Source organism: Rhodobacter sp. SY28-1 (assembly GCF_005222785.1).
In the GTDB taxonomy this organism is placed as follows: domain Bacteria; phylum Pseudomonadota; class Alphaproteobacteria; order Rhodobacterales; family Rhodobacteraceae; genus Tabrizicola.
Window position 1 is genome coordinate 329,551 of the sequence record NZ_STGH01000002.1, and the last position, 20,845, is coordinate 350,395.

The window sequence follows — 20,845 nt, forward strand, 5'->3', positions numbered from 1 at the left end:
CCCCAAGCCACAAGCAGGGCCAGGGCCAGGCACAAGGCTCCCCAGATCCCGATTGATATCAGGACGGCACGCATGGCAGTTCCTCCGGAAAGACAGGGGCGCGACATTGCTGCGCGCCCCCTTGTCAGGTGTCTCAGCGCAGTCCCAGCGCTTTTTCGTTCTCGAAAATCGGCGCGAAATACGGGCTGTCGTATTCGTAGCAATCGCGCACCGTCTCGAAGCCGCCGTTCTTCACCACGACCATGGTCCCGGCGTGGTTCGGCATGTGCCGATCCGCCTCGCCGACATAGTAGGGTCCGCACATCAGATCCGAGGTATAGCCGCTGATCGCCTTGATTGCGGTGGTCACCGCAGCGCGGTCGTCCAGCTGGGCCGGGTCCATCTTCAGCAGCGTGTCGACGAAGAACTTGGCCGACAGGAAGCCCGACTGGCTGAAGGTGTCGCGGGGCGCATCCGGCGCATGGGCGTCCAGCACCGCAAGCCAGTTCGTCGCGTCCGGCCCACCCTTGTCCCACGGGGTCAGTTCGGCGTTGATGTACATCTTGCCATCCCAGGCACTGCCGACAGCCGACGGGACCGACTGGTCGTAAAGCGGGGTCGAAGACGCCCATTTGTAGCTGTCGACCATGCCCTGCTCTTCGGCGGCCTTCATGAAGGCGATGGCCAGTCCGGCAGGCAGGTTGACCAGGATCGTGTCGGATCCCGATGCCACAGCTTCCAGTAGGCTGGAGTTCACGTCGGGGCTGGCCGGGTTCAGAAGGACGGAAGCTCCAGTCAGACCCTTGGAGGTCATGTATTCCTCCATCGCGCCGCAGGACCAGTTGCCTACGTTGGGAATGGCCAGACCGATGCAGACGATGGACTGCGCGGCCAGCTCTTCGACCATGTATTGCGCTGCCCCGACCGTCGACGACAGCGGCCCCTGGTTGGTAGAGACGATGTTGGAGCTTTCAAAGCATTCCGACACAGCGCAGGCCGAAGCCATCGCCATGATGTTCTGTTCCTTGTAGGTCGGCGCATTGACCGCCATCTCGACAAAGGACCCGTTGCCGACGATGGCGACGACGTTCTCGTCCTTCAGAAGCTTGGCTGCCGCCTGGGCCGCCAGTTCCGGGTTCCACTGATCATTCTCGACCAGGTACTGGATTGGCCGACCGTTGATCCCGCCGTTGGCGTTCACGCAGTCGAAATAGGCATTCGCGGCCGTGGTCGACGACGAGAAGTCGCCAGGTGCTGCGTTGCCGTGGATACCGCCGACCTTGATAGGCGCGCCGGTCGCGGCTTCGCCGGTGTTTGCCCCACAGATCGTGTCGGCAAAAGCGCCACTGGCCATCATGGATGCAAGCAATGTGCCCGCTGAAAGCAGGGTGGTTCTCTTCATGTTTTCTCCTCCCAGAGAGATGGAATTCCTGGCGGTCAGGCCGCCGCGACAAGCTTCTTGCCGGTTATGAATCGTGCCGCCTTTTCGGCGATCATCATTGTTGGAGCATTGGTGTTGCCCGATATCAGGGTCGGCATGATCGAGGCATCGGCGACGCGAAGCCCGGTCACGCCGCGCACCCGAAGCTGGTCGTCGACCACGGCCATGGGGTCGGTGTCGGGGCCCATCTTGGCCGTGCCGACCGGATGGAACACCGTCTTTGCGGTCTGGCGCACATAGCTGCGCAGGGCGGCCGGGTCGTTCTCGATTCCCGGTTCGGGCAAGTGGCGGCGCTTGATCAGCTTTGCCAGCGAGGGTTGCTCCAGGATCTTGATTCCCAGCAGCACACCACGCACCAGAACCTCCAGATCATCGGGGTCGCTAAAGCTGCCCGCATCGAAAAGCGCCCGGTCCTTGGGGTTCGACGACCGCAGCCGCACGGTCCCGCGCGACTTCGGCCGCAGGAAGCAGGGGCCGATGGCGATCCCGTGCCTTTCGACCGGTGCCCGGTCGGCCCAGCCGACCATGAAGGGCAGGACATGGAACTGCACATCCGGCTGACCCATCCCCGACACATCGGCAAAGCCGCCGCTTTCGACCACGTTGGAAGTCATCAGGCCGGTCTTCGTCGTCATGTATTGCAGGAAGTGTCTGACCGCACGCAGACCCTTGTCTTCGCCATAGAAACTGATCGGTTCATGCGTCTCGCCCTGGACCGTGCTTTCCAGATGGTCCTGATAGTTCTCGCCCACACCGGGCAGGTCGGCGACAACCGCAATCCCCTGCGACTGCAGATGCGCCCCCGGCCCGATGCCAGACAGCTGCAGAAGCCGTGGCGTCTCGATTGCCCCGGCGCACAGGATGACCTCGCGGTTCGCCTTGATCTGGCTGCCGTCCTCCAACTGAACGCCGCAGGCGCGGTTGCCGTCGAACAGCACCTTGGCCACGCGGGTCTGCGTCCGGATCTCCAGGTTCTTCCTGCCCTCGGCCTTGCGCAGAAAGGCCTGGGCCGAGGACCAGCGCCGCCCTTCATGGGTGGTGGACTGGTAGAAGCCGACGCCCTCCTGTTCGGCCCCATTGAAGTCGGGGTTGTAGGGCAGCCCCGCCTCTTGCGCGGCGCGGATGAAGGCACGGCTGAGCGGATGCTTGAAACGAGGCTCAGAAACATGCAGCTCGCCCTCGGTGCCGTGGAAGGCATCCGAATGCACCATGTTGTCTTCCAGATCGCGAAAGACCGGCAGCACGTCCTCATAGCTCCAGCCCCGGTTCCCAAGCTGGGCCCAGTGGTTGTAGTCATTGGCATGCCCGCGGACGTAAAGCATGGCATTGACCGAGGACCCGCCGCCGATCACATGGCCCTGCAACACGATGCTGTCGCGATTGTTCACGCCTTCGCTTTTCTCGCCGACATAGGCGACGATGTCGCGGCCCTTGGCGATGACCTTGAAGAAGGTCGAAGGGATGTGAATCCAGGGATGCGTGTCGCGCCGCCCGCTTTCGATCAGCAGAACCCGAGAACCCGGGTCTTCCGACAACCGCGAGGCCAGGACACAGCCGGACGACCCTCCGCCGACGACGATATAGTCGAAACTGGACATGGCCGCCTCCTCAGCAGAACAGGGTCTGAAGGTCGGTCATCTCGAACAGACCTTCCTCGCCGAATTCGCGGCCAAAGCCCGACCGCTTTACCCCACCGAAGGGGGCATTGGGCTGGATCGCGCCGTGCTTGTTGATCCAGACCGACCCGCACTCCATCTGCAGGGCGATGGACTTGGCTTTGCCGATGTCCTTGGACCAGACCGAGCCGCCCAGGCCATTGTCGCTGGCATTGGCGGCGGCGATTGCTTCGTCGGTGTCGGTGAACCGGATGATCGGCAGCGCCGGGCCGAACTGTTCCTCAACGATCAGGGGCGCGTCGTCCGGCAGGTCCGCGACCAGCGTGACCGGGAAGAACAGCCCTTCGTCCGGCGCCCCGCCCAGAAGCACGCGGCCCGAGCACGCGGCATCGGCGACCAAGCGGCTGACCTTGTCATGCTGCATCCGGTTGTTGATCGGACCCAGCGCCACGCCGTCGGTCAAGCCGTTGCCCATCGGCACGTTGCGGGCATAGGCAACCAGCGCGTCGCAGACCGCGTCGTGGATACTGTCATGGACGTAAAGCCGTTTCATCGCGGCGCAGGTCTGGCCGTTGTTGATGAAGGCGCCCCAGAACAGCCCTTCGGCAATCGCCGCCGGGTCGCAGTCGGGCAAGACGATGCCTGCGTCGTTGCCACCCAGTTCCAGCGTCAGCCGCTTCATCGTGCGGGCCGCCGACTGCATGATCTTCTCGCCTGTGGCACAGGACCCGGTGAAGACGATCTTGGCTATGCCCGGATGCGCGCTCATCGCCGCGCCGATGTTGGTGGACCGGTCGTCGCTGGTGACGACGTTCAGTACGCCCTTCGGCAGGATAGTGTTCAGGATTTCCACGGTCCGCAGCGTCGAAAGCGGCGTGAAGGGCGAGGGCTTGATGACCACGGTATTGCCCGCCCGCAAGGCCGGCAGGATGTGCCAGATGGCAATCATCACTGGCCAGTTCCACGGGGTGATCGACCCGACAACGCCAATGGGCTTGCGGTGCAGTTCCACCCGACCCGTGTTGTCGTCCTGGACCACCTTGACCGGCAGCCCCAGCGTTCCGGTGAACCCGGCCCAGGCCTGCGCGCCCCCAAGCTCAAAGCGCGATCCCAGACCACCCAGCGGCTTGCCCTGCTCCAGCGTCAGCAGCCGGGCGATGTCCTCGGCGTGTTCCCCAAGCTTGCCCGCAATCGCGCCGCAGATGGCGGCGCGCGCTTCGTCAGGCTGGGCGGCCCAGGCGTGAAACGCCCCGCGCGCTGCGGCGACGGCATCGTCCAGATCCGCCAGGCTGGCATTCGGCGCGCGACCGACCAGTTCGCCCGTCGCCGGATTGTGCACGGCAAAACTTTCCTGACCGGCGACCGAATGGCCGCCGATGATCATGCTGTAGTCCAGCATTCTCTCCTCCCTGTATTCCCTGCCGTCACGTTCCGGCAAAAGGCGGGAGGATTCTTGGACTGTCGCGACGAAAAAAGCGGACTCATGCGACGCAGACCAGCTGTCACAGGAATCCGGACTGGTTTCACTTGCAACCTGAGTTTCATCGACACAGATTTGTCCGATGCTGATGCGTTTCCGCACGTCCGAGGTCCCTGCCGACCAGTTTCACGCCGATCTGCTCTCGATCTGCGGCAGCTTTGACATGCGCACAGCGTCAAGTTCGGCAAAGCTTCGTGGCGGTATCAATCTGGAGCACGCCGCAGGCATCGAGGTCGCGCATGTCGCCGCGGACCTACAGCAACTGGTCAGGACCAAGAAGGAAATCAGACGCGACAACTCCGAGAACTACTTCCTGATCCTGCAGGAAGAAGGCCGTGCGCTGATGTCGCAGAACGATGCGGCCTGCCTCCTGGAGCCGGGCGACATGGTACTGATCGACAGTGCTTGCCCGTCCGAGTTCACGTTCTTCGGATCCTACAGTCGCCAGATATCCCTGCACCTTCCCCGCGCCGAGATGCATGCCCGATTCGGCTACGACCTGATCCGGGGCGGGATCAGCGTGCCGCGCTTTGATCCGACGAGCATGGCGCTTTGTGCAGTGCTTGGCAAAGTCGTGAAGGGGATCGAGAACGCCACCAGCGAAGCCTATATGCGCGAGGCCCTGTTCGGTCTGATCGGTGCCATGCTGCACGAACGGTCGGGAACAAGCGGGTTCTCCGGCATCGACAGCGATATCTCCGGCGCGCAGGCCCTGGCGCAGGGCCAAGCCTACATTGATGCGCATTACCGCAATCATGACCTGTCGATCCAGGAAATGGCCGACGATCTGGGCATCTCGACACGGCAGCTGCAGCGGGGGTTTGCGGCGATCAACTCGACGCCGACCCGGTATCTGCTGACCAAACGGTTGGAGCATGTCCGGCGCGCGCTTGCCGACCGTCAGGCAGGACGCCGCAATGACCTGATTTCGACCATTGCATATGAGGCCGGGTTCTCCGATCTCAGCTACTTCCAGCGCTGTTTTCGCAAAGCATTCGGTGCAAGTCCGCGCGCGGCCGTGAGCGGTTTGCTCGGCGGGCCAGACGACAGTTTCGATAGCGATGGAGCGTGAACCGTTTTTTTGAATTAATTGAGAGGCAATCCAGACCTATCTACAGTCGTCGATGTCGCATCAATCTTCACGATCACGGCGGCATCCATAGAGGCCTCAACCGCCCATTTCTGATAGAGCAGGTTCGACCGGCCAACGTTTATGCGTCCGATCACTCCTAGCTTTGCATCGGCGCCGCAGATGGGCGCCTCGGTTTGAGCTTGTCGCCCCTTTGGATAAGCCTCGGGACCAAACCGGAATTGGAGAAGGTTCGACTGCAGTCCGCTCCCCACCAGCCATTCACGCCGTGACTCTGCTGCCGAGTGGGTCAGAGGAGGTTTGGAAAGCTGCCGTTCGCAAGGGCACCTTAGAATGGCCGCTTTAGGCCGACCGGAGCATGGTGCGCCGGTCGGGGAGGTTGATCAAGGGTCGATCCGCTCCGAGAGTGCCAGGGCATCCTCGATGTCGACCCCGAGGTAGCGGACTGTGCTGTCCATCTTCGTGTGGCCGAGCAGCAGATAAACAGCACGGAGGTTGCCGGTCTTTTTGTAGATCTGTGCTACCTTGGCCTAGCGCATAAAATGCGTTCCGTGGGCGCTCGGCCCCAGTCTGAGCGAAGCAACCCAGCCACTGACGATTCGTGCGTACTGCCTTGTCGAGCGATGTGTGCTGCCATGGATTCGGCTGGGCCACAGGAACTCAAGGCCCACCATCTCGGGGTCGCTGATCCACCTCTCAAGAGACAGGCGGGTGGTCTCAGAGATCTCGAAAACGACCGGTTTACCCGTCTTGCTCTGGATCATTGAGGCGCGTTCCTTGACCCGCCCAGCGGCGAAGACATCGCGCACCCTGAGGCCGACGAAATCGCAACCGCGAAGCTTGCTATTGACAGCCATGTTGAACTGCGCCAGGCCGCGTGTGTTTCCCGCCATTTCGAGGCGGACGCGGATGGACTAGACGTGGCGTGGCAGCAGTGGGCGCTCCTGGCCGATAATGCGGCCCTTGTTTCAAGGGATTCGAGCAGGATGTAGGGCGGGAAGAAGATCGATGGACATGGTATTACCTCTTGTCCACCGGACCCACCTTCTTCGGTAATGCCGACCCATACAGGATACCACCTTCTTGCCCAAGGGAGGGAGCGTTGGGCGGAAAGCGGACGTTCGCTGTGAACTGAAGTGACGACTGCTCGGCGGCAAAGTTTAGTCGTGCCGTGGCCCAAGTCACATTTCGATGGGAAGACTCTGTCCTGAAGTCGGACCCCGTTCTGAAACGAAGGGCCCCAGATGAGCATCCGTCGTTACACGCCGCTGCCACTTGGCTCTTCAGTTAGCAGTGCAAAATGCGTTGAAGAGGGCATCCCAGCGGCTTGCACCACGGCGCGAGGCATTTCCATCTAGACGGCGCTACCCGTCAAAGCGCGTTCTGATAAATCGACAGAATGTCGGTCACTGCCAGCGGGCGCGGGTTGTTGTCGATCAGGCGTTTGATTGCAAACGCCTCTTCAGCCCAACCCCGCAAATCCTGCTCCCGCGCGCCATAGTGCGCCAAGTGCAGATCAAGCCCTAAGACCTCGCAAAAGGCAAACCCTTCACCGAACAAGGTGTCTGCCTTGGCTGATCCTGGGAGGCCAAGAAGTCGCGCGATGATCTCGGACTTTTCCGGCCGTGCAGACGCGTTGAAGGCCAGGACATGCGGAAAGATAATCGCGTTCGCCAGCCCGTGCGGCAGCTTGAGACGTGTGCCAAGGGGATAGGCCAAGGCATGACCGCCTGCGGTGTTCACTGGGCCAAGGCAGAGACCGCCAAAGTAGGACGCCATCATCATCCCGGTCCGTGCTTCGGTATCCGTGCCATCAGCCACGGCGCGGGCCAGGAAGCGACCGACAAGCGTGATGCCTAGCGTGGCGTAACCGTCGATCACCGGATGCGCCTTGATGTTTGTGAAGGCCTCCACACAATGGGCAAGCGCATCTACCCCGGTTGCAGCCGTTACGGCGGCCGGAACGGTGTACGTCAATTCCGGATCAAGTACGGCTAGATCGGCCAGCATGAACGCGCTTTCGACCGCCATTTTGGCCAGCGTATCCGGTGCCGTGACAAGCGAACGGATGCCCGCCTCGGACCCTGTGCCGGATGTGGTCGGCACTTGCGCCAAAGCGGTGCGGCGGCCGTTGACTTTGCCCACGCCAACAACGTCCAGGACAGATTGCTCGGCATCCCACAAGACCGCCACAAGCTTGGCAACATCCATGACGGAGCCACCGCCAAGACCAATCACAAGGTCGGGTCGAAAGGCCCGTGCCGCTGCCAATACAGCGTCAACGGCCGGCAGGTCGGGCTCGGGTGGAATGTCGACATAGGTCACGACGTCGCCGACCAGACAAGCCCGATCAACGAAGCCGGCCGTCGATGGCATGGCGACAACGAAGATCCGCTTGAACTCTTTGGCCCACTCACCCAGACGGGTGATTGCGCCTGCGCCGATTTCAATTCGTGTCGGCTGAAGCAGCGTGATGGTCCGCGCAATCGAATGAAGGTTCTCAGTCATTGTCGGCCGCCTCCAACTTGTCCATTTCAGCCCAGACCGAACTGATCTCTTCGGCGCCCAACTCGACCAGCGGCGGTCGAACGCGCGTCCAGCCTGGATGGTTGCGACGGCGGGCCAGCATCGCCTTGATCGTCGGTAACTGAACATAAGCGTTTGACAGATCCCGCCAGGCATTGATGCGGCCCTGGGCCGCCGTCACACGATTGGACTGGGTTGCATCGAACCAGTTGTCGAAGACCACGCGCAGGTGGCGGCCGATCAGGTTGGAACTGGAGGTGATGCATCCCGCCCCCCCTGCCTGCAGCAGCGGCAACATGAACGGATCCGCACCGGCGAAGACAGAGAAATCTTCGAATGCGCTGGCGAAGGCCTTCATGCTTTCGATCTTGCCTGAGCTGTCCTTGACCCCGACGACGACGCCGGGAAACGCCTCGCGCAGGCGGTGAGTCAGGTCAAGCGAGATGCCGATCTGTGCGATGGGTGGGATGTGGTACAGGATGACCCGCAACGTGTCGCGACCAACGCCCTCGATCACTTCGGCATAAAAGCGGAACAGGCCCTCATCGCTGACACCCTTGTAGTAGAATGGCGGCAACACGACGCAGGCCTTCACGCCCGCGTCCACGGCGTGCCTGACCAGGGTTATGCTGTCTGGCACGTTGGTCTGCGACGTACCCGGCAAAAGGCGCAGTGGATTGAGGCCCGAGCCGATGACATGATCCAGCAGAGCCTGTCGCTGTGCGATGCCGAAGGAATTGGCCTCGCCTGTGGTGCCAAGTAACGCAATTCCGTCGCAGCCTTCACCGATCAGCGCGTGGCAATGTGCGGCGAAGGCCGCAAGATCCGGCGAGCCATCGGCAAGAACGGGCGTCGCCGAGGCGCAGAACACTCCTGAGACCGGCAGTCTGGACGCAGGATTCATGACTTGGCCCCCGCAACCAGCCGCCGGGCATAGGCGATAGCAGAGATCATGTTTACGTGGTTGGCCTTGCCAGTGCCGGCGATGTCGAATGCGGTCCCATGGTCGACGGAGGTCCGGTCGATTGACAGGCCCAACGACACGTTGACGGCCGTGTCGAAGGCCACAAGCTTGATCGGGATATGGCCCTGGTCATGGTACTGGGCCACGACAAGGTCGAAGACGCCGCTATAGGCGCGGTAATAGACCGTATCTGCCGAAATCGGCCCGACCGCATCAATCCCTTCGGCACGCGCCATGGCCACGGCGGGCACCACCTGCAGATCGTCTTCGCTGCCGAAGAGGCCACCTTCGCCGCAATGCGGGTTGATGCCTGCGACCGCGATGCGCGGGGCGTCATAGCCGATCCGCTTGAGATGCTGATGACCGGCGCGGATCGTCGCAAGGATGCGTTCGGGCGTTGCGCGATCAATGGCCGTCTTGAGCGACACATGGGTCGAGACGTGGATGATCTTCAGCCGATCCGACGCCAGCAGCATGAAGGCGGATTTCTGACCGGTCAGCGCGGCCAGCATGCCGGTATGGCCATCGTAGTGATGGCCTGCCAGATTCAGCGCCTCTTTGTTGATCGGCGCCGTGACGATGCAGCCGATGGTCCCGGCCTCTGCATCGCGCACGGCCTTTTCGATGCAGCGGAATGCAGCGTCGCCGCCGCGCGGATCCAGCTTGCCCCAGGGCAGCGGGCCCCCTTCGATCGGCAGATCGACGACAAGCCCGTCAAGGTCGACATCCAGTCCGACGGCCTTGCGCGCCAGTTCAAGCGTGGCGAGGTTGCCGTAGATGCGGGTGTGGGCACGATCTTCGGTGCTCATTTCCGCAACCGCCTTGATGGCGATCTCGGGCCCGACTCCCGTTGGGTCGCCCATGGTGATGCCGATGATCTTGCTCATGCCTGACCTCTGTCGATCCATCCTGCCGGCAGCCGGACGTATTTGATGGCGCGCCGGAAGTAGGTGTAGGCGACATGAAGCGCGCGGTCCCGACCTTCCAGCAGATAGGGGTAGGACAGTTCCTTGTTGCGTCCATCAACCGAATTGTTCGAAAGGCAGCTTCCGGAACTGTCGTCGATGATGGAGCGCAGCGGCCAGGTTTTTCCGCCATCGGAAGAGACACACAGCGTCAGCGGGGCGCGCGGAACCCCCCAGATCGGGGCACAGCCGCCCGTTGCATCCGGCCGGTCGTCGCCTTCCTCGATCTCGTCATACAGCGACACGCGCCGGTCGGTCGAGGTCGCGGCGGAAACCGGGTTGCAGACCATCGCAAGCCTGCCATCCCTAAGGCGGACAACGTTGATCGACGAGTTGTTGTTCGGCACATCCGTCGGCACCGGGGAAGACCAGGTGAACCCGCCGTCCGCGCTTTCCGAGCGGTGGACAAAATCGGACTGACGCCGCCGATAGAATGCGACCATGTGGTCCCCGTCCAAGGGAACGATCGTCATGTGAACCGACCCGATCGATCCCGGGACTTCGTTCAGATCCCAGGTTTGTCCATCGTCCTGGCTGACCGCGACAGCGGCAGTGTCGTGACTGCCGTTCCAGCGCTGCCCCGGACGCGAGATGCAGCGAAACACCGGCATCATCCATGCGCCGTCTTGCCGCCTGACGAACCGCCCACGGATGAAGCTGCCCTTGGGCAGCGCGATTTCACGCGGAGAGCCGACAACAAGCGTGCCGTCAAACGTGATCGGACGGGCACGAATCACGCACTCGTCCTGGTTGCCGGACGGCTGAGCGGTGTGGAAAAGCTGCCAGCTGCCTGCGCCGTTGCGCCATAGCACAGGGTTCTGCTCTGACCGGTCCGGGTCGTCGCTCAGGCGCGTGCTGACGCTCCAGCCGTTGGCGTCTGGAGTCAGAACAGAGCCGTAGATCGATATGTCCGACTTGCCTTCAAGCGTGCCGCCAAACCACAGGCAGGCCAGCGCATCGCCCTCAAGGCGCTCGATGAATGCGGCATGGTTTTGCACCATTGGCGAGGGAATCAAGGCCTCGACCCGACCATCGGGCTGATGCCTCAGCACCCCATCCATCCGCGCTGCGATCTCTTCCGGTGACATGAATCTTCCTGTTAGAACTTGCCTCAAACTTCACCGATGCCAACAAGTTGTCAAGTTAGAAAATCTAGAATCACACCTAGTATCGCACAATGATTGGCAAATTTGAATTATATATCATATATTTAAATCTGAGTAGCCATGACCACGAACCAACTCATCTTTTTTGATTTGACAACATTGCCTCAAAGGGAAATATTGCTAAGCCATGGCGTGCGGCTGGCACACCCTGCGCATGCGGCATGAGCGTAACCTGCAGCGTTGCTCGTGCTTCTGATAAGCTGCGATGGGAGGATACTGTGTATATGAAGCCCCTTTTGGTTGGCGCACTTCTGGCGTCAACATCGGTTACATCTGCCCTTGCGCAGACAGGTACCGACATCACCGTGGTGCTGAGCGAAGAGCTGGACCTGGTAGAGCCCTGCATGGCGACGCGGTCCAACATTGGTCGCGTCATCATGCAGAACATCAGCGAAACGCTGACAGAACTGGACGTGCGCGGCGACGCCGGTCTGATGCCGCGCCTGGCCGAGAGCTGGGAGGACAAGGGCAACGGGACCTGGCAGTTCAAGTTGCGCCAGGGCGTCACGTTCTCGGACGGGTCGGCGTTCGACGCGGGCGACGTCAAGCATTCGTTCGACCGGGTGTTTTCCGAAGCCATCACCTGTGAAAGCAAGCGCTACTTCGCTGACACGAAGCTGACCTTCGATGTGGTGGACGACACCACCATCAACGTCAAGGCAGAACCGGCCCAACCGATCCTGCCGCTTTTGATGTCGCTGGTGACCATCGTGCCGTCCGAGACCCCGATGGAATTCGTGCGCGATCCGATCGGCACCGGCCCCTATGTGATGACCGAATGGACTGCTGGTCAGCAGATCGTCCTTGATCGTCGCGACGGCTATTGGGGCGCGCAGCCAGCTGTCACCAAGGCCACATATGTATTCCGGTCCGAACCGGCCGTTCGCGCTGGTATGGTCGCCGCAGGCGAAGCGGACATTGCCCCGCAGATCACGGCAGAAGCGGCGGACAATCCGGCAACCGACTTCGCGTATCCCAACTCTGAAACCGTTTATCTGCGCCTCGAGAACCTTGATGCCCCGACCAGCGACATCCGCATCCGCAAGGCGCTGAACGCTGCCATCGACCGTGAAGCCTTCATCGGCACGCTACTGCCTGCAGGCACGGAACTGGCGGTCGCGATGGTTCCGCCCACAACGCTTGGCTGGAACCCGAACCTGAAGCCGCCAGCCTTTGACCCGGAACTTGCAAAGCAGCTGATCGCCGAAGCGAAAGCCGATGGCGTCGACACCAGCCTGCCGATCGAGATCATCGCCCGGACCGAGAACTTCCCCAATGTTACCGAAGTCGCCGAGGCGCTGACCCAGATGCTGACCGATGTCGGCTTCAACGCCAGCCTGCGGATGGTGGAAGTCGCTGAACACGAGCAGTTCTATTCCAAGCCCTACCCGGAATTTGAAGGCACCCGCCTGGTGGTTGCGCAGCACGACAACAGCCGCGGCGATCCGGTGTTCTCCATGTTCTTCAAGTACGCCAGCGACGGAACCCAGTCGGGTGTGGCTGACCCGGCTCTTGACGAGATGATCGCCAAGGCCTCGGCCGCGACCGGGGACGAACGTGCCGCCCTCTGGTCAGAGACCTTTGCCTATGTCCATGACACCATCGTCGCGGATGTCCTGCTGTTCCATATGGTCGGTCTCAGCCGCGTCAGCGAACGGCTGGACTTCACGCCCACCATCGCGACGAATGCCCAATTGCAGTTGAGCGAGATCAACTTCAAATAAGCAGACCTGACAAGCAGGGCGATGCCGGATCCAGTCGGCATCGCCCGTTCTTGCCCCAAGGAGCCGTCCCATGACCAAACTGATCGGACAGCGCGCGGTGGCAAGCCTTCTGTCGCTCCTCGTGCTGATGGTTCTAGTCTTCTTCCTGTCGCGTCTTACCGGGGATCCTGCGGTCCTGTTCCTTCCGATCGACGCCACGGAAGAGATGAAGGAACAGTTCCGAGTGCTGCACGGGCTTGATCGCCCGCTGCTGGAACAGTTCAACCAGTATGTGCTGGACCTTCTTCAGTTCGATTTCGGTGACAGTCTGCGCAAAGCGCGACCCGCGCTTGACCTTGTGCTTGAAGCCTATGCCTGGACACTGCCGCTGGCGCTGCTCACGATGACCTTTGTCATCACTGCGGCGATCATCCTGGGCTCGCTGGCCGCTTTCAAGGTCGGCGGCTTCTTTGATCGGCTGGTGTCGATCGTGTCTCTGGTGGGGGCATCCGCGCCGGACTTCTGGATCGCCATCGTCGCCATCATGGTGTTTTCGCTTAGCTTGGGCTGGCTGCCAACCTCTGGCGTCGGTTCCGTTGCACACTGGATCCTGCCGATGGCTGTACTTTTCATTCGGCCCTTTGGGCTGATCGTTCAGGTGGTGCGCAGCTCGATGCTGTCGGCCCAGTCATCTGCCTATGTGAAAACCGCCCGGGCCAAAGGGGTCAAGAACCTAAGGCTGATCTTTATTCACACGCTGCGCAACGGAATGCTTCCGGTCATCACGGTGATCGGTGATCAGGCCGCCGCCATGCTGAACGGTGCGGTCATCGTCGAAACGATCTTCGGCTTTCCAGGCGTCGGCAAGCTGATGATCGATTCAATCCTGCAGCGCGATTTCAACGTGGTTCTTGCCGCCATCTTGGTTACGGCCGTCGCCATCTTCTTGATGAACATCCTGATCGACATCGCCTATGGCCTGCTTGATCCGCGGATCCGGCAATAGAAGCACATCATGTCCCAAGCATCCCTGGCCAAGCCGCCCCGTTCCGCCGAAAAGTCAGCCGCCGCGACTGTTCTGTCGATGCTTTGGCGCGACAAGCTGGCCTTTGTCTCGGTCATTGTCCTGTTGTTCGTCTTCCTCTGCGCTCTTTTGGGGCCCGCCTTGCTGGGTGATCTCGCAACCGACCAGAACCTGCGTGGCCGCAACAGCCCGCCCTTCGACCTGTCCCGCGGCTGGGCCTTCGTGCTGGGCGGCGACGCGCTGGGTCGGCCCATGCTCGCCCGGCTGATCTACGCGGCGCGCAGCACGATGCTGGTGGCCGCCGGAGCTGTCATCGCCTCGCTTATCGTCGGCGCCCTGTTCGGCCTTGTCGCCGGATACATGGGAAAGACCGTGTCGCAGGTCATCATGCGACTGGCCGACGTTATCATGTCTTTCCCGTCGCTGCTTATCGCGGTGGTGGTTCTTTACGTCCTTGGACCGTCGATCCTGAACATGATCCTGGTGCTCGCCATCACCCGTATCCCGATCTACCTGCGGACCACCCGGGCCGAAGTGCTGGAAGTGCGTGAGCGGATGTTCGTGCAGGCGGCCATCGTCATGGGAGCCTCGCACTGGCGCATCATCGGCCGCCATATCCTGCCGCAGGTCGCGCCGACCTTGATCACTATTGCCACGCTCGATTTTGCCTTTGTCATGCTGGCTGAGTCCTCTCTGTCGTTCCTGGGCATCGGCATACAGCCGCCGGATGTGACCTGGGGTCTGATGGTCAGTCAGGGCCGACCCTATCTTGGCAATGCCTGGTGGCTCGCCTTCTGGCCGGGGCTGTGCATCGTCATCACCACGCTGGCGTTGAACCTGCTGTCAAACTGGATGCGCGTTGCCCTCGACCCTGCCCAGCGTTGGCGTCTGGAAGCCCGGAGCACAACCGATGAATGACGCCTTGCTTGAAGTTCGAAACCTGTCCGTCGACTTTCACACCGCGCGCGGAACCGTCCATGCGGTAAAGCAAATATCGTGGAGCGTCGGGCGCGGCGAAACCCTGGCGATCCTGGGGGAAAGCGGATCGGGCAAATCGGTGTCGGCGTCGGCGGTGATGAACCTGCTCGACATGCCGCCAGCCCATATCGTCGAGGGTGAAATCCTGTTTGGGGGCCAGGACCTGCTGAAGGTCAGCTACGAAGAGCATCGCGCTTTGAACGGCAAGCGCATCGCTATGATCTTCCAGGACCCGCTAAGCCATTTCAACCCGGTTTACAGCGTTGGTTGGCAGATCATCGAGACCATGACCGCCCATGGCCGACCCGCGGATCAGGCGCGGGCACGGGCGCTGGAATTGATCGCGCGGGTCGGCATTCCCGACCCCGAAGCGGCGCTGCACAAGTATCCGCACCAGTTTTCCGGGGGCCAGCGGCAGCGTTTGATGATCGCAATGGCCCTAATGCTGAAGCCCGACATCCTTATCGCGGACGAGCCGACCACCGCGCTTGACGTGACGATCCAGGCCGAGGTTCTGGCACTGCTGAAAGAGTTGCAGCGCGAAACCGGCATGGGTCTGGTGCTGATCACGCATGATCTGGGCGTAGTGGCCGAAATCGCTGACCGCGTCGTGGTGATGAGCAAGGGCGAAATCGTCGAGCAAGGCACCCCGCGCGAGGTCTATCATGCGGCCAAGCATCCCTATACGCGGCAGTTGATCGGCGCGGCCCACGGCAAAGGGGAAATCAACATTCTGGACATCGCTTCGCCGGTTCTGCTGGAGGTCAAGAGCCTGTGCAAAACCTACGGCGCGTTCACGGCCTTGAACGATGTATCGCTGACCCTGCATCGTGGCCAAAGCCTTGCGGTGGTTGGCGAAAGCGGGTCAGGCAAGTCCACACTCGCGCGCGCCATCCTGCGTCTGGAAGGGGTCGACAGCGGACAGGCGGTCTGGAAGGGGCGCGATCTGATCGGCATGACGGCCCGCGACGTGCTGGGCATGCGCCGCGAAATCCAGATGGTGTTTCAGGACCCAACCCAGTCGCTGAACCCGCGCATGTCGGTCTATCAGATCATCTCTGAAGGCTGGGACATTCACGGCCTGATGCCTGATCGGACCGCCAGACAAGCCAAGGTGGCCGAGCTGCTGGAGCAGGTCGGCCTAGCCCCCGAACATGCCCGACGCTACCCGCACCAGTTTTCCGGCGGCCAGCGTCAGCGCATCGCCATTGCCCGCGCGCTGGCGCTGGAGCCGGAACTGATCATTTGTGACGAGGCGGTCTCAGCGCTGGACGTGTCAATTCAGGCGCAGGTGATCGCGCTGTTGGACGGGCTACGGCAGCGCCTGGGCATCTCTTTCCTGTTTATTGCGCATGATCTTGGGGTCGTGCGGGACTTCGCCGATACCGTGCTGGTGATGAAGGCGGGACAGATCGTCGAGAGCGGGCCTACGGGGCAGATATTCTCGGCATCCCAACACCCCTACACGCAGAAACTGCTGGCCGCCAACCTGGACCCCGATCCCGACGTGCAGGCACAAAGGCGGCTGCGCGCCAGCGATGGTTGACCTGGCCATCATCGCTGATGACCTGACCGGGGCGCTGGACGCTGCAGCGCCTTTTGCCGCGCGCGGCATCCCGACCGTGGTGGCCTTGTTCCCGTCTGCGCTGCCAAAGGCGCTTGCCACCGGCGCGCGGGTGATCGGCGTTTCAACGGACAGTCGCGAGATCGCTCCTGATGCCGCAACAAAGGCTGTTCGTCTGGCAATCAGCCTGCTTCCGCCCGGCACTGCCCTGTTCAAGAAGGTGGACTCACGTCTGAAGGGCAATGTCGCGGCCGAGCTTGACGCAATCGAGCACAGGCGCAGTCTGGTGGCACCTGCCATACCAGAGTTCGGGCGGATCACTCGCAATCGTCAAATCAGTGGCTTCGGTTTGTCAGAACCGGTCGATGTGAGGGCGAGACTCGGGATCCATGCGGCAACTGCATACATTCCGGATATTGAGGTCCCGGCAGACATGGATCGAGCGCTGTTGGAACCACATGACCTTGACGTTGGAGCGCGTGGTCTTGCCGAGGCGATAGCACGGAAAATGCAACCGGGCCTGTCGGCCCCCGGCCTATCGATTGCACCGTCGGCGACCTATTGCATTGTAGGTTCCACCGATCCGATCACGCTGGCCCAGCTTGACCACATGCGCCGCACCATCCCTCACCTGACCGACATAAAGGCACGCAACGGCGTCGCCCCGGTTCTTGCCAAAACCTCGGAAATTGTGCTGATCCAGGCGGTCCCTGGCGATGCGCGGGTGACCGGACAGTCCGTCGCCGCAGAACTGGGCGCATCATTGCTGCGCCTGTCGCCGCCGTCAGGGTCTCTTCTGGTCATTTCCGGAGGGGCGACGGCGCAAACCATCCTGCAAGTGCTGGGTATCGAAACGCTGGAAGTATTGGGGGAAATTCAACCCGGGCTTCCGATCGCACTCGGTGGCGGCTTGACTGTAGTGACGAAATCGGGCGGCTTTGGCGGACCGGACAGTCTATCCCGCCTGTTCGACCCGGACCTGTGTGAAATGAAGCTTCTGCACTCCAATGACGAATAGTATTGTCGGCCGACGTAGTCTTTCCGATACGGTGTTTGAACGCATTCAGCGCTCAATCAAGTCTGGTGCCTATGCCGTCGACGAGCGCTTGCCCACCGAGCATGCTTTGGCGACCGAGTTCCAGGTTTCGCGTCCCGTTATTCGCGATGCGCTTCAGCGTTTGCGTGAACAAGGTTTCATCTATTCCCGCCGCGGTGCTGGAAGCTTTGTCCTTGAGCAAGGGGTGCGCGAACCCCTCGGCTTTGGTCAGATGGAGAACCTCGCCGATCTCCAGCATTGTTACGATTTCCGTCTTACGATCGAGCCAGAAGCCGCCGCGATGGCGGCCAAGCGTCACTCCCCCGATGCGCTTGAAAAGATGAAGCAGGCCTTAAGCCTCTTGCGTGACGCGACGAAGCGGCAGGCTCACCGTGCGGATGCTGACTTCATGTTTCATCTCAGCATCGCACAAGCTTCGGTCAATCCATACTTTGTGACAGCGATGCAGGCGCTAGAAGAGCACATCGCGGTCGGCATGCGTCTTCACGGTCTGTCGCTCCGTAGTACTGCAGATGGCCTCAAGCGGGTACTTGCTGAACACACTGCAATTCTGGATGCAATCAAGTCATCAAACGCTGACCTTGCGCGTGACCTGATGCATAGACACCTGCAAGAGTCACGGGACCGACTGTTTTCTCCGCGCGGCTGACGGGGCACGTGGCTGAATTGCGCGACGCTGCGAAGTCCGCACGATGTGATCCTTGCCCTTGATCAAGCAATAATGATATACATCAGCATTATTCGGCATCCCGCAAATATGGTGCTGTAGAAAGGGGTTCAACATGCGGATCACCAAGGAAAAGAAGCAGGCGAACCACGACAGGATCGTAGATGTCGCGTCAGAGATGTTCCGCGACCGGGGCTTCGATGGTGTGGGCGTGGCAGATCTTATGGAGAAAGCCGGGCTGACCCATGGCGGATTTTACAATCACTTCGCCTCGAAAGAGGCATTGATTGCCGAGGCATCGGCCAAGGGATTTGCCCAGACCTCGGAGCGCTATGCCGGGTATGCTGTGGGCGATGTGATCGACGCCTATATCTCGCGCGTGCATCGTGACACGCGCGGTCAGGGTTGCCCAGCAGCGGCCTTGAGTGGTGAGGCGGCGCGGTTGCCGGAAGACACTCGCGCTGTGTTCGGCGAAGGGATTGCGGGTCTTGTGGCGGCGCTGGAGGGCAGTCTTGCGGGTCACCCCAATGCTCGGGCGCAGGCGATCAGCCTTCTTGCGCAGGCCGTCGGCGCGGTCGTTCTGTCGCGGGCCTGCCCGGACAGTTCGGCCTTGGTGGATGAGATTCTGGACACCTGTCGGGCCGATTGCCACAGCACGTTGGAACGGCAGGTCCAATAGCGAAGGGGCCGCAGTATGCGGCCCCTGGTTCCACCTGGTCGGTGAGCGGCCTAACCGGCCACGGTGATCACTACCTTACCCTTGGCACGACCGGTTTCGACATAGGCCAGCGCCTCGGCGGTCTGGGCAAAGGGGAATACCTTGTCCACCACGGGGCGGATCACGCCAGCGTCGATCAGCTTGGCGATCTGGGCCAGTTGCGCCCCTTCTGCGCGCATGAACAGGAAGGCGTAGCCGACGCGAAGTAGCCTGGCCTGTTTGCGTACCCCCCGACTGAGCATGCGGATCACGAAACGCAGGAACAGATTCAGCTTCAGGTCCCGGGCAAAGGCCGGGCTCGGCGGGCCCGAGATCGAGACGACTAGGCCGCCCGGCTTCAGGATCTTCAGCGACTTTGCCAGCGTGCCCGCATCCTGACTGTTCAGTACCAGGTCATAGCCCGACAGCAGTTGTTCGAAATCCTGTGTCTTGTAGTCGATGACCACATCGGCCCCGAGGCTTTTGACCAGCTCGATGTTCGCGGCGCTGGTCGTGGTGGCCACAACAGCACCCAAGTGCTTGGCCAACTGGATCGCAATGGTGCCAACCCCGCCAGAGCCTGCCTGAATGAACACCTTCTGGCCGGGCTTGACCTTGCCCACCTCGACCAGTGCCTGCCATGCGGTCAGCCCGACAAGCGGGATCGAGGCAGCTTCTTCCATCGTCAGGCTTGCGGGCTTCAGCGCCACGTCGGCCTGATCGACGGCGATGAACTCGGCAAAGGTGCCGGAACGATGGTCGCGTGGGCGGGCGTAGACCTCGTCTCCCACCTTGAAGCCCCGAACATTCGCACCGATCTTCTCAATGGTTCCCGCCAGGTCGTGGCCCAAAATGAACGGCGGGCGATAGGGCAGGAACAGCTTGAACTCGCCATCCCGGATCTTGCTGTCCAGAAGGTTGATCGCGGTGGCTTGGATGCGCACCAGAACGTCATTCTCGCCGACCTGCGGGTCCGGCATATCAGCCAGACGCAGCGCGCCCTTCTTCTTGTACTTGTCGACGACAAAAGCTTTCACGGGTGTTCTCCGGTTTGGAATGGCGGATCAAGCGGCGAGGAAGGCCAGGGCCTTCGGCACGAAGTCTGCATGGTATTGGAAGATGCCGCCGTGGCCTGCATCGGGATAGATCACCAGTTGTGCGCCTGGGATGCGTCGGGCCAGGTGGCGGCTATTTTGAGTGGGCACCATGATGTCATCGTCCCCATTGGCTACCAGCACCGGAATCCGGATGCGCCCGAGATCCTGCGGCGTCTGACGGCCCCAGGCTTGGATGGCCGACAGTTGGCGCAGGAAGGCGCGGGGCGACGGGCCCTTGTCGCGATCCGCCTTGCGCTCCTTCAGCCGGGTCAGAAAGTCCTTGGCCGCGCGGCGACCATTGGTGGTTCGGGTGAAGAACAGATAGGTCTTCGGGTCGCGCCTCGTCACAAGGCCTTTCAAGATCAGCGGCCAGGACACTGCTCCAACCCTGGCAATTCCCTCACCCCCCGCCGGCCCGGTTCCGGTCAGGATCAGCTTGCGGACCAGACCGGGCTCTTTCAGCGTGACATCCTGCGCCACGAATCCTCCAAGCGAAAAGCCCATCAGATCGATCTGGCCGAAGCCAAGGGCGCGGATCGCGGCGATCGCATCCCGCGCCATCCCGTCAATCGTGACCGGGGCCGTCCCACCAGACAGGCCGATCCCCCGATAGCTCAGCGCAATGACGTGATGCGTGCCCGCAAGGCCATCAACGACCGGCGGGTCGAAGTTGTCCAAGGTCGCGCCCCAATGGTTCAGCAGCACCAGCGGCACGCCACCGCGCGGGCCAAGCTCACGGTAAGCCAGTTGGGTGCCGCCCACCGAGATGAATTGGTTTGCCGCGTCGATATAGCGACTCGTCGAACCGGAAGAGTTTGTCATGATGGGCCT

At 61.6% G+C, this 20,845-nt stretch carries 17 protein-coding genes and 1 pseudogene; 8 read left to right on the plus strand and 10 right to left on the minus strand.

The window, feature by feature from the left end; translation table 11 throughout:
* Nucleotides 1-133: 133 nt before the first annotated feature.
* The 3 genes from E8M84_RS10630 to E8M84_RS10640 are packed head-to-tail and all read right to left on the minus strand — an operon-like array spanning nucleotide 134 to nucleotide 4,435.
* Entirely contained in the window at nucleotides 134-1,381 is a 1,248-nt protein-coding gene (locus E8M84_RS10630) for an ABC transporter substrate-binding protein (RefSeq protein ID WP_137111178.1), read from the minus strand.
* Between the two features lie 35 nt (nucleotides 1,382-1,416).
* Nucleotides 1,417-3,018, minus strand: coding sequence for a GMC family oxidoreductase (locus E8M84_RS10635; protein ID WP_137111179.1), 1,602 nt, complete (start codon nucleotides 3,016-3,018; stop codon nucleotides 1,417-1,419).
* Between the two features lie 10 nt (nucleotides 3,019-3,028).
* Nucleotides 3,029-4,435, minus strand: a complete 1,407-nt coding sequence (locus tag E8M84_RS10640) for an aldehyde dehydrogenase family protein (protein ID WP_137111180.1) — start codon at nucleotides 4,433-4,435, stop codon at nucleotides 3,029-3,031.
* Nucleotides 4,436-4,598: 163 nt separating this feature from the next.
* Here E8M84_RS10640 and E8M84_RS10645 point away from each other — a divergent pair, with 163 nt between their 5' ends.
* The gene (locus E8M84_RS10645) at nucleotides 4,599-5,588 is read left to right on the plus strand and encodes a helix-turn-helix domain-containing protein (protein WP_137111181.1); all 990 of its coding nucleotides are present in this window, start codon (nucleotides 4,599-4,601) and stop codon (nucleotides 5,586-5,588) included.
* 401 nt (nucleotides 5,589-5,989) lie between these two features.
* On the opposite strand, the pseudogene E8M84_RS10650 reads toward E8M84_RS10645, so the two are convergent.
* From E8M84_RS10650 to E8M84_RS10670, 5 genes and pseudogenes are all read right to left on the minus strand, one after another.
* A pseudogene (locus E8M84_RS10650) lies at nucleotides 5,990-6,499 on the minus strand (tyrosine-type recombinase/integrase).
* A gap of 478 nt (nucleotides 6,500-6,977) precedes the next feature.
* Nucleotides 6,978-8,114, minus strand: a complete 1,137-nt coding sequence (locus E8M84_RS10655) for an iron-containing alcohol dehydrogenase (RefSeq protein ID WP_137111182.1) — start codon at nucleotides 8,112-8,114, stop codon at nucleotides 6,978-6,980.
* Complete coding sequence (locus E8M84_RS10660) at nucleotides 8,107-9,036, minus strand: dihydrodipicolinate synthase family protein (protein ID WP_137111183.1); 930 nt, start codon at nucleotides 9,034-9,036, stop codon at nucleotides 8,107-8,109. The genes E8M84_RS10655 and E8M84_RS10660 overlap by 8 nt, the downstream gene beginning before the upstream one ends.
* Nucleotides 9,033-9,983, minus strand: coding sequence for a 4-hydroxythreonine-4-phosphate dehydrogenase PdxA (pdxA, locus tag E8M84_RS10665; RefSeq protein WP_137111184.1), 951 nt, complete (start codon nucleotides 9,981-9,983; stop codon nucleotides 9,033-9,035). The genes E8M84_RS10660 and pdxA overlap by 4 nt, the downstream gene beginning before the upstream one ends.
* The gene (locus E8M84_RS10670; RefSeq protein WP_137111185.1) at nucleotides 9,980-11,149 is read right to left on the minus strand and encodes an exo-alpha-sialidase; all 1,170 of its coding nucleotides are present in this window, start codon (nucleotides 11,147-11,149) and stop codon (nucleotides 9,980-9,982) included. Before E8M84_RS10670 ends, pdxA begins: the two co-directional genes overlap by 4 nt.
* 302 nt (nucleotides 11,150-11,451) lie before the next feature.
* On the opposite strand from E8M84_RS10670, the gene E8M84_RS10675 reads away from it, so the two are divergent.
* From E8M84_RS10675 to E8M84_RS10705, 7 genes are all read left to right on the plus strand, one after another.
* Nucleotides 11,452-12,951, plus strand: a complete 1,500-nt coding sequence (locus E8M84_RS10675; RefSeq protein WP_137111186.1) for an ABC transporter substrate-binding protein — start codon at nucleotides 11,452-11,454, stop codon at nucleotides 12,949-12,951.
* Between the two features lie 70 nt (nucleotides 12,952-13,021).
* Nucleotides 13,022-13,936 (plus strand): ABC transporter permease, encoded by a 915-nt coding sequence (locus E8M84_RS10680; protein ID WP_137111187.1) that lies wholly within the window; start codon nucleotides 13,022-13,024, stop codon nucleotides 13,934-13,936.
* A gap of 9 nt (nucleotides 13,937-13,945) precedes the next feature.
* Nucleotides 13,946-14,872, plus strand: coding sequence for an ABC transporter permease (locus E8M84_RS10685; RefSeq protein WP_137111188.1), 927 nt, complete (start codon nucleotides 13,946-13,948; stop codon nucleotides 14,870-14,872).
* Nucleotides 14,865-16,478, plus strand: coding sequence for an ABC transporter ATP-binding protein (locus E8M84_RS10690; protein WP_137111189.1), 1,614 nt, complete (start codon nucleotides 14,865-14,867; stop codon nucleotides 16,476-16,478). The genes E8M84_RS10685 and E8M84_RS10690 overlap by 8 nt, the downstream gene beginning before the upstream one ends.
* Complete coding sequence (locus E8M84_RS10695) at nucleotides 16,471-17,514, plus strand: four-carbon acid sugar kinase family protein (RefSeq protein ID WP_137111190.1); 1,044 nt, start codon at nucleotides 16,471-16,473, stop codon at nucleotides 17,512-17,514. Before E8M84_RS10690 ends, E8M84_RS10695 begins: the two co-directional genes overlap by 8 nt.
* On the plus strand, nucleotides 17,504-18,202 hold the full coding sequence (locus tag E8M84_RS10700; RefSeq protein WP_137111191.1) for a FadR/GntR family transcriptional regulator: 699 nt from the start codon (nucleotides 17,504-17,506) through the stop codon (nucleotides 18,200-18,202). The genes E8M84_RS10695 and E8M84_RS10700 overlap by 11 nt, the downstream gene beginning before the upstream one ends.
* 133 nt (nucleotides 18,203-18,335) lie before the next feature.
* Nucleotides 18,336-18,899 carry a TetR/AcrR family transcriptional regulator gene (locus tag E8M84_RS10705; RefSeq protein WP_137111192.1) on the plus strand — a complete coding sequence of 188 codons (564 nt, stop codon included), beginning with the start codon at nucleotides 18,336-18,338 and terminating at the stop codon, nucleotides 18,897-18,899.
* A gap of 50 nt (nucleotides 18,900-18,949) precedes the next feature.
* On the opposite strand, the gene E8M84_RS10710 is transcribed toward E8M84_RS10705, so the two are convergent.
* Nucleotides 18,950-19,954, minus strand: coding sequence for an NADP-dependent oxidoreductase (locus tag E8M84_RS10710; RefSeq protein ID WP_137111193.1), 1,005 nt, complete (start codon nucleotides 19,952-19,954; stop codon nucleotides 18,950-18,952).
* A 27-nt stretch (nucleotides 19,955-19,981) separates the two neighbouring features.
* On the minus strand, nucleotides 19,982-20,836 hold the full coding sequence (locus E8M84_RS10715) for an alpha/beta fold hydrolase (protein ID WP_137111194.1): 855 nt from the start codon (nucleotides 20,834-20,836) through the stop codon (nucleotides 19,982-19,984).
* Nucleotides 20,837-20,845 lie beyond the last annotated feature (9 nt).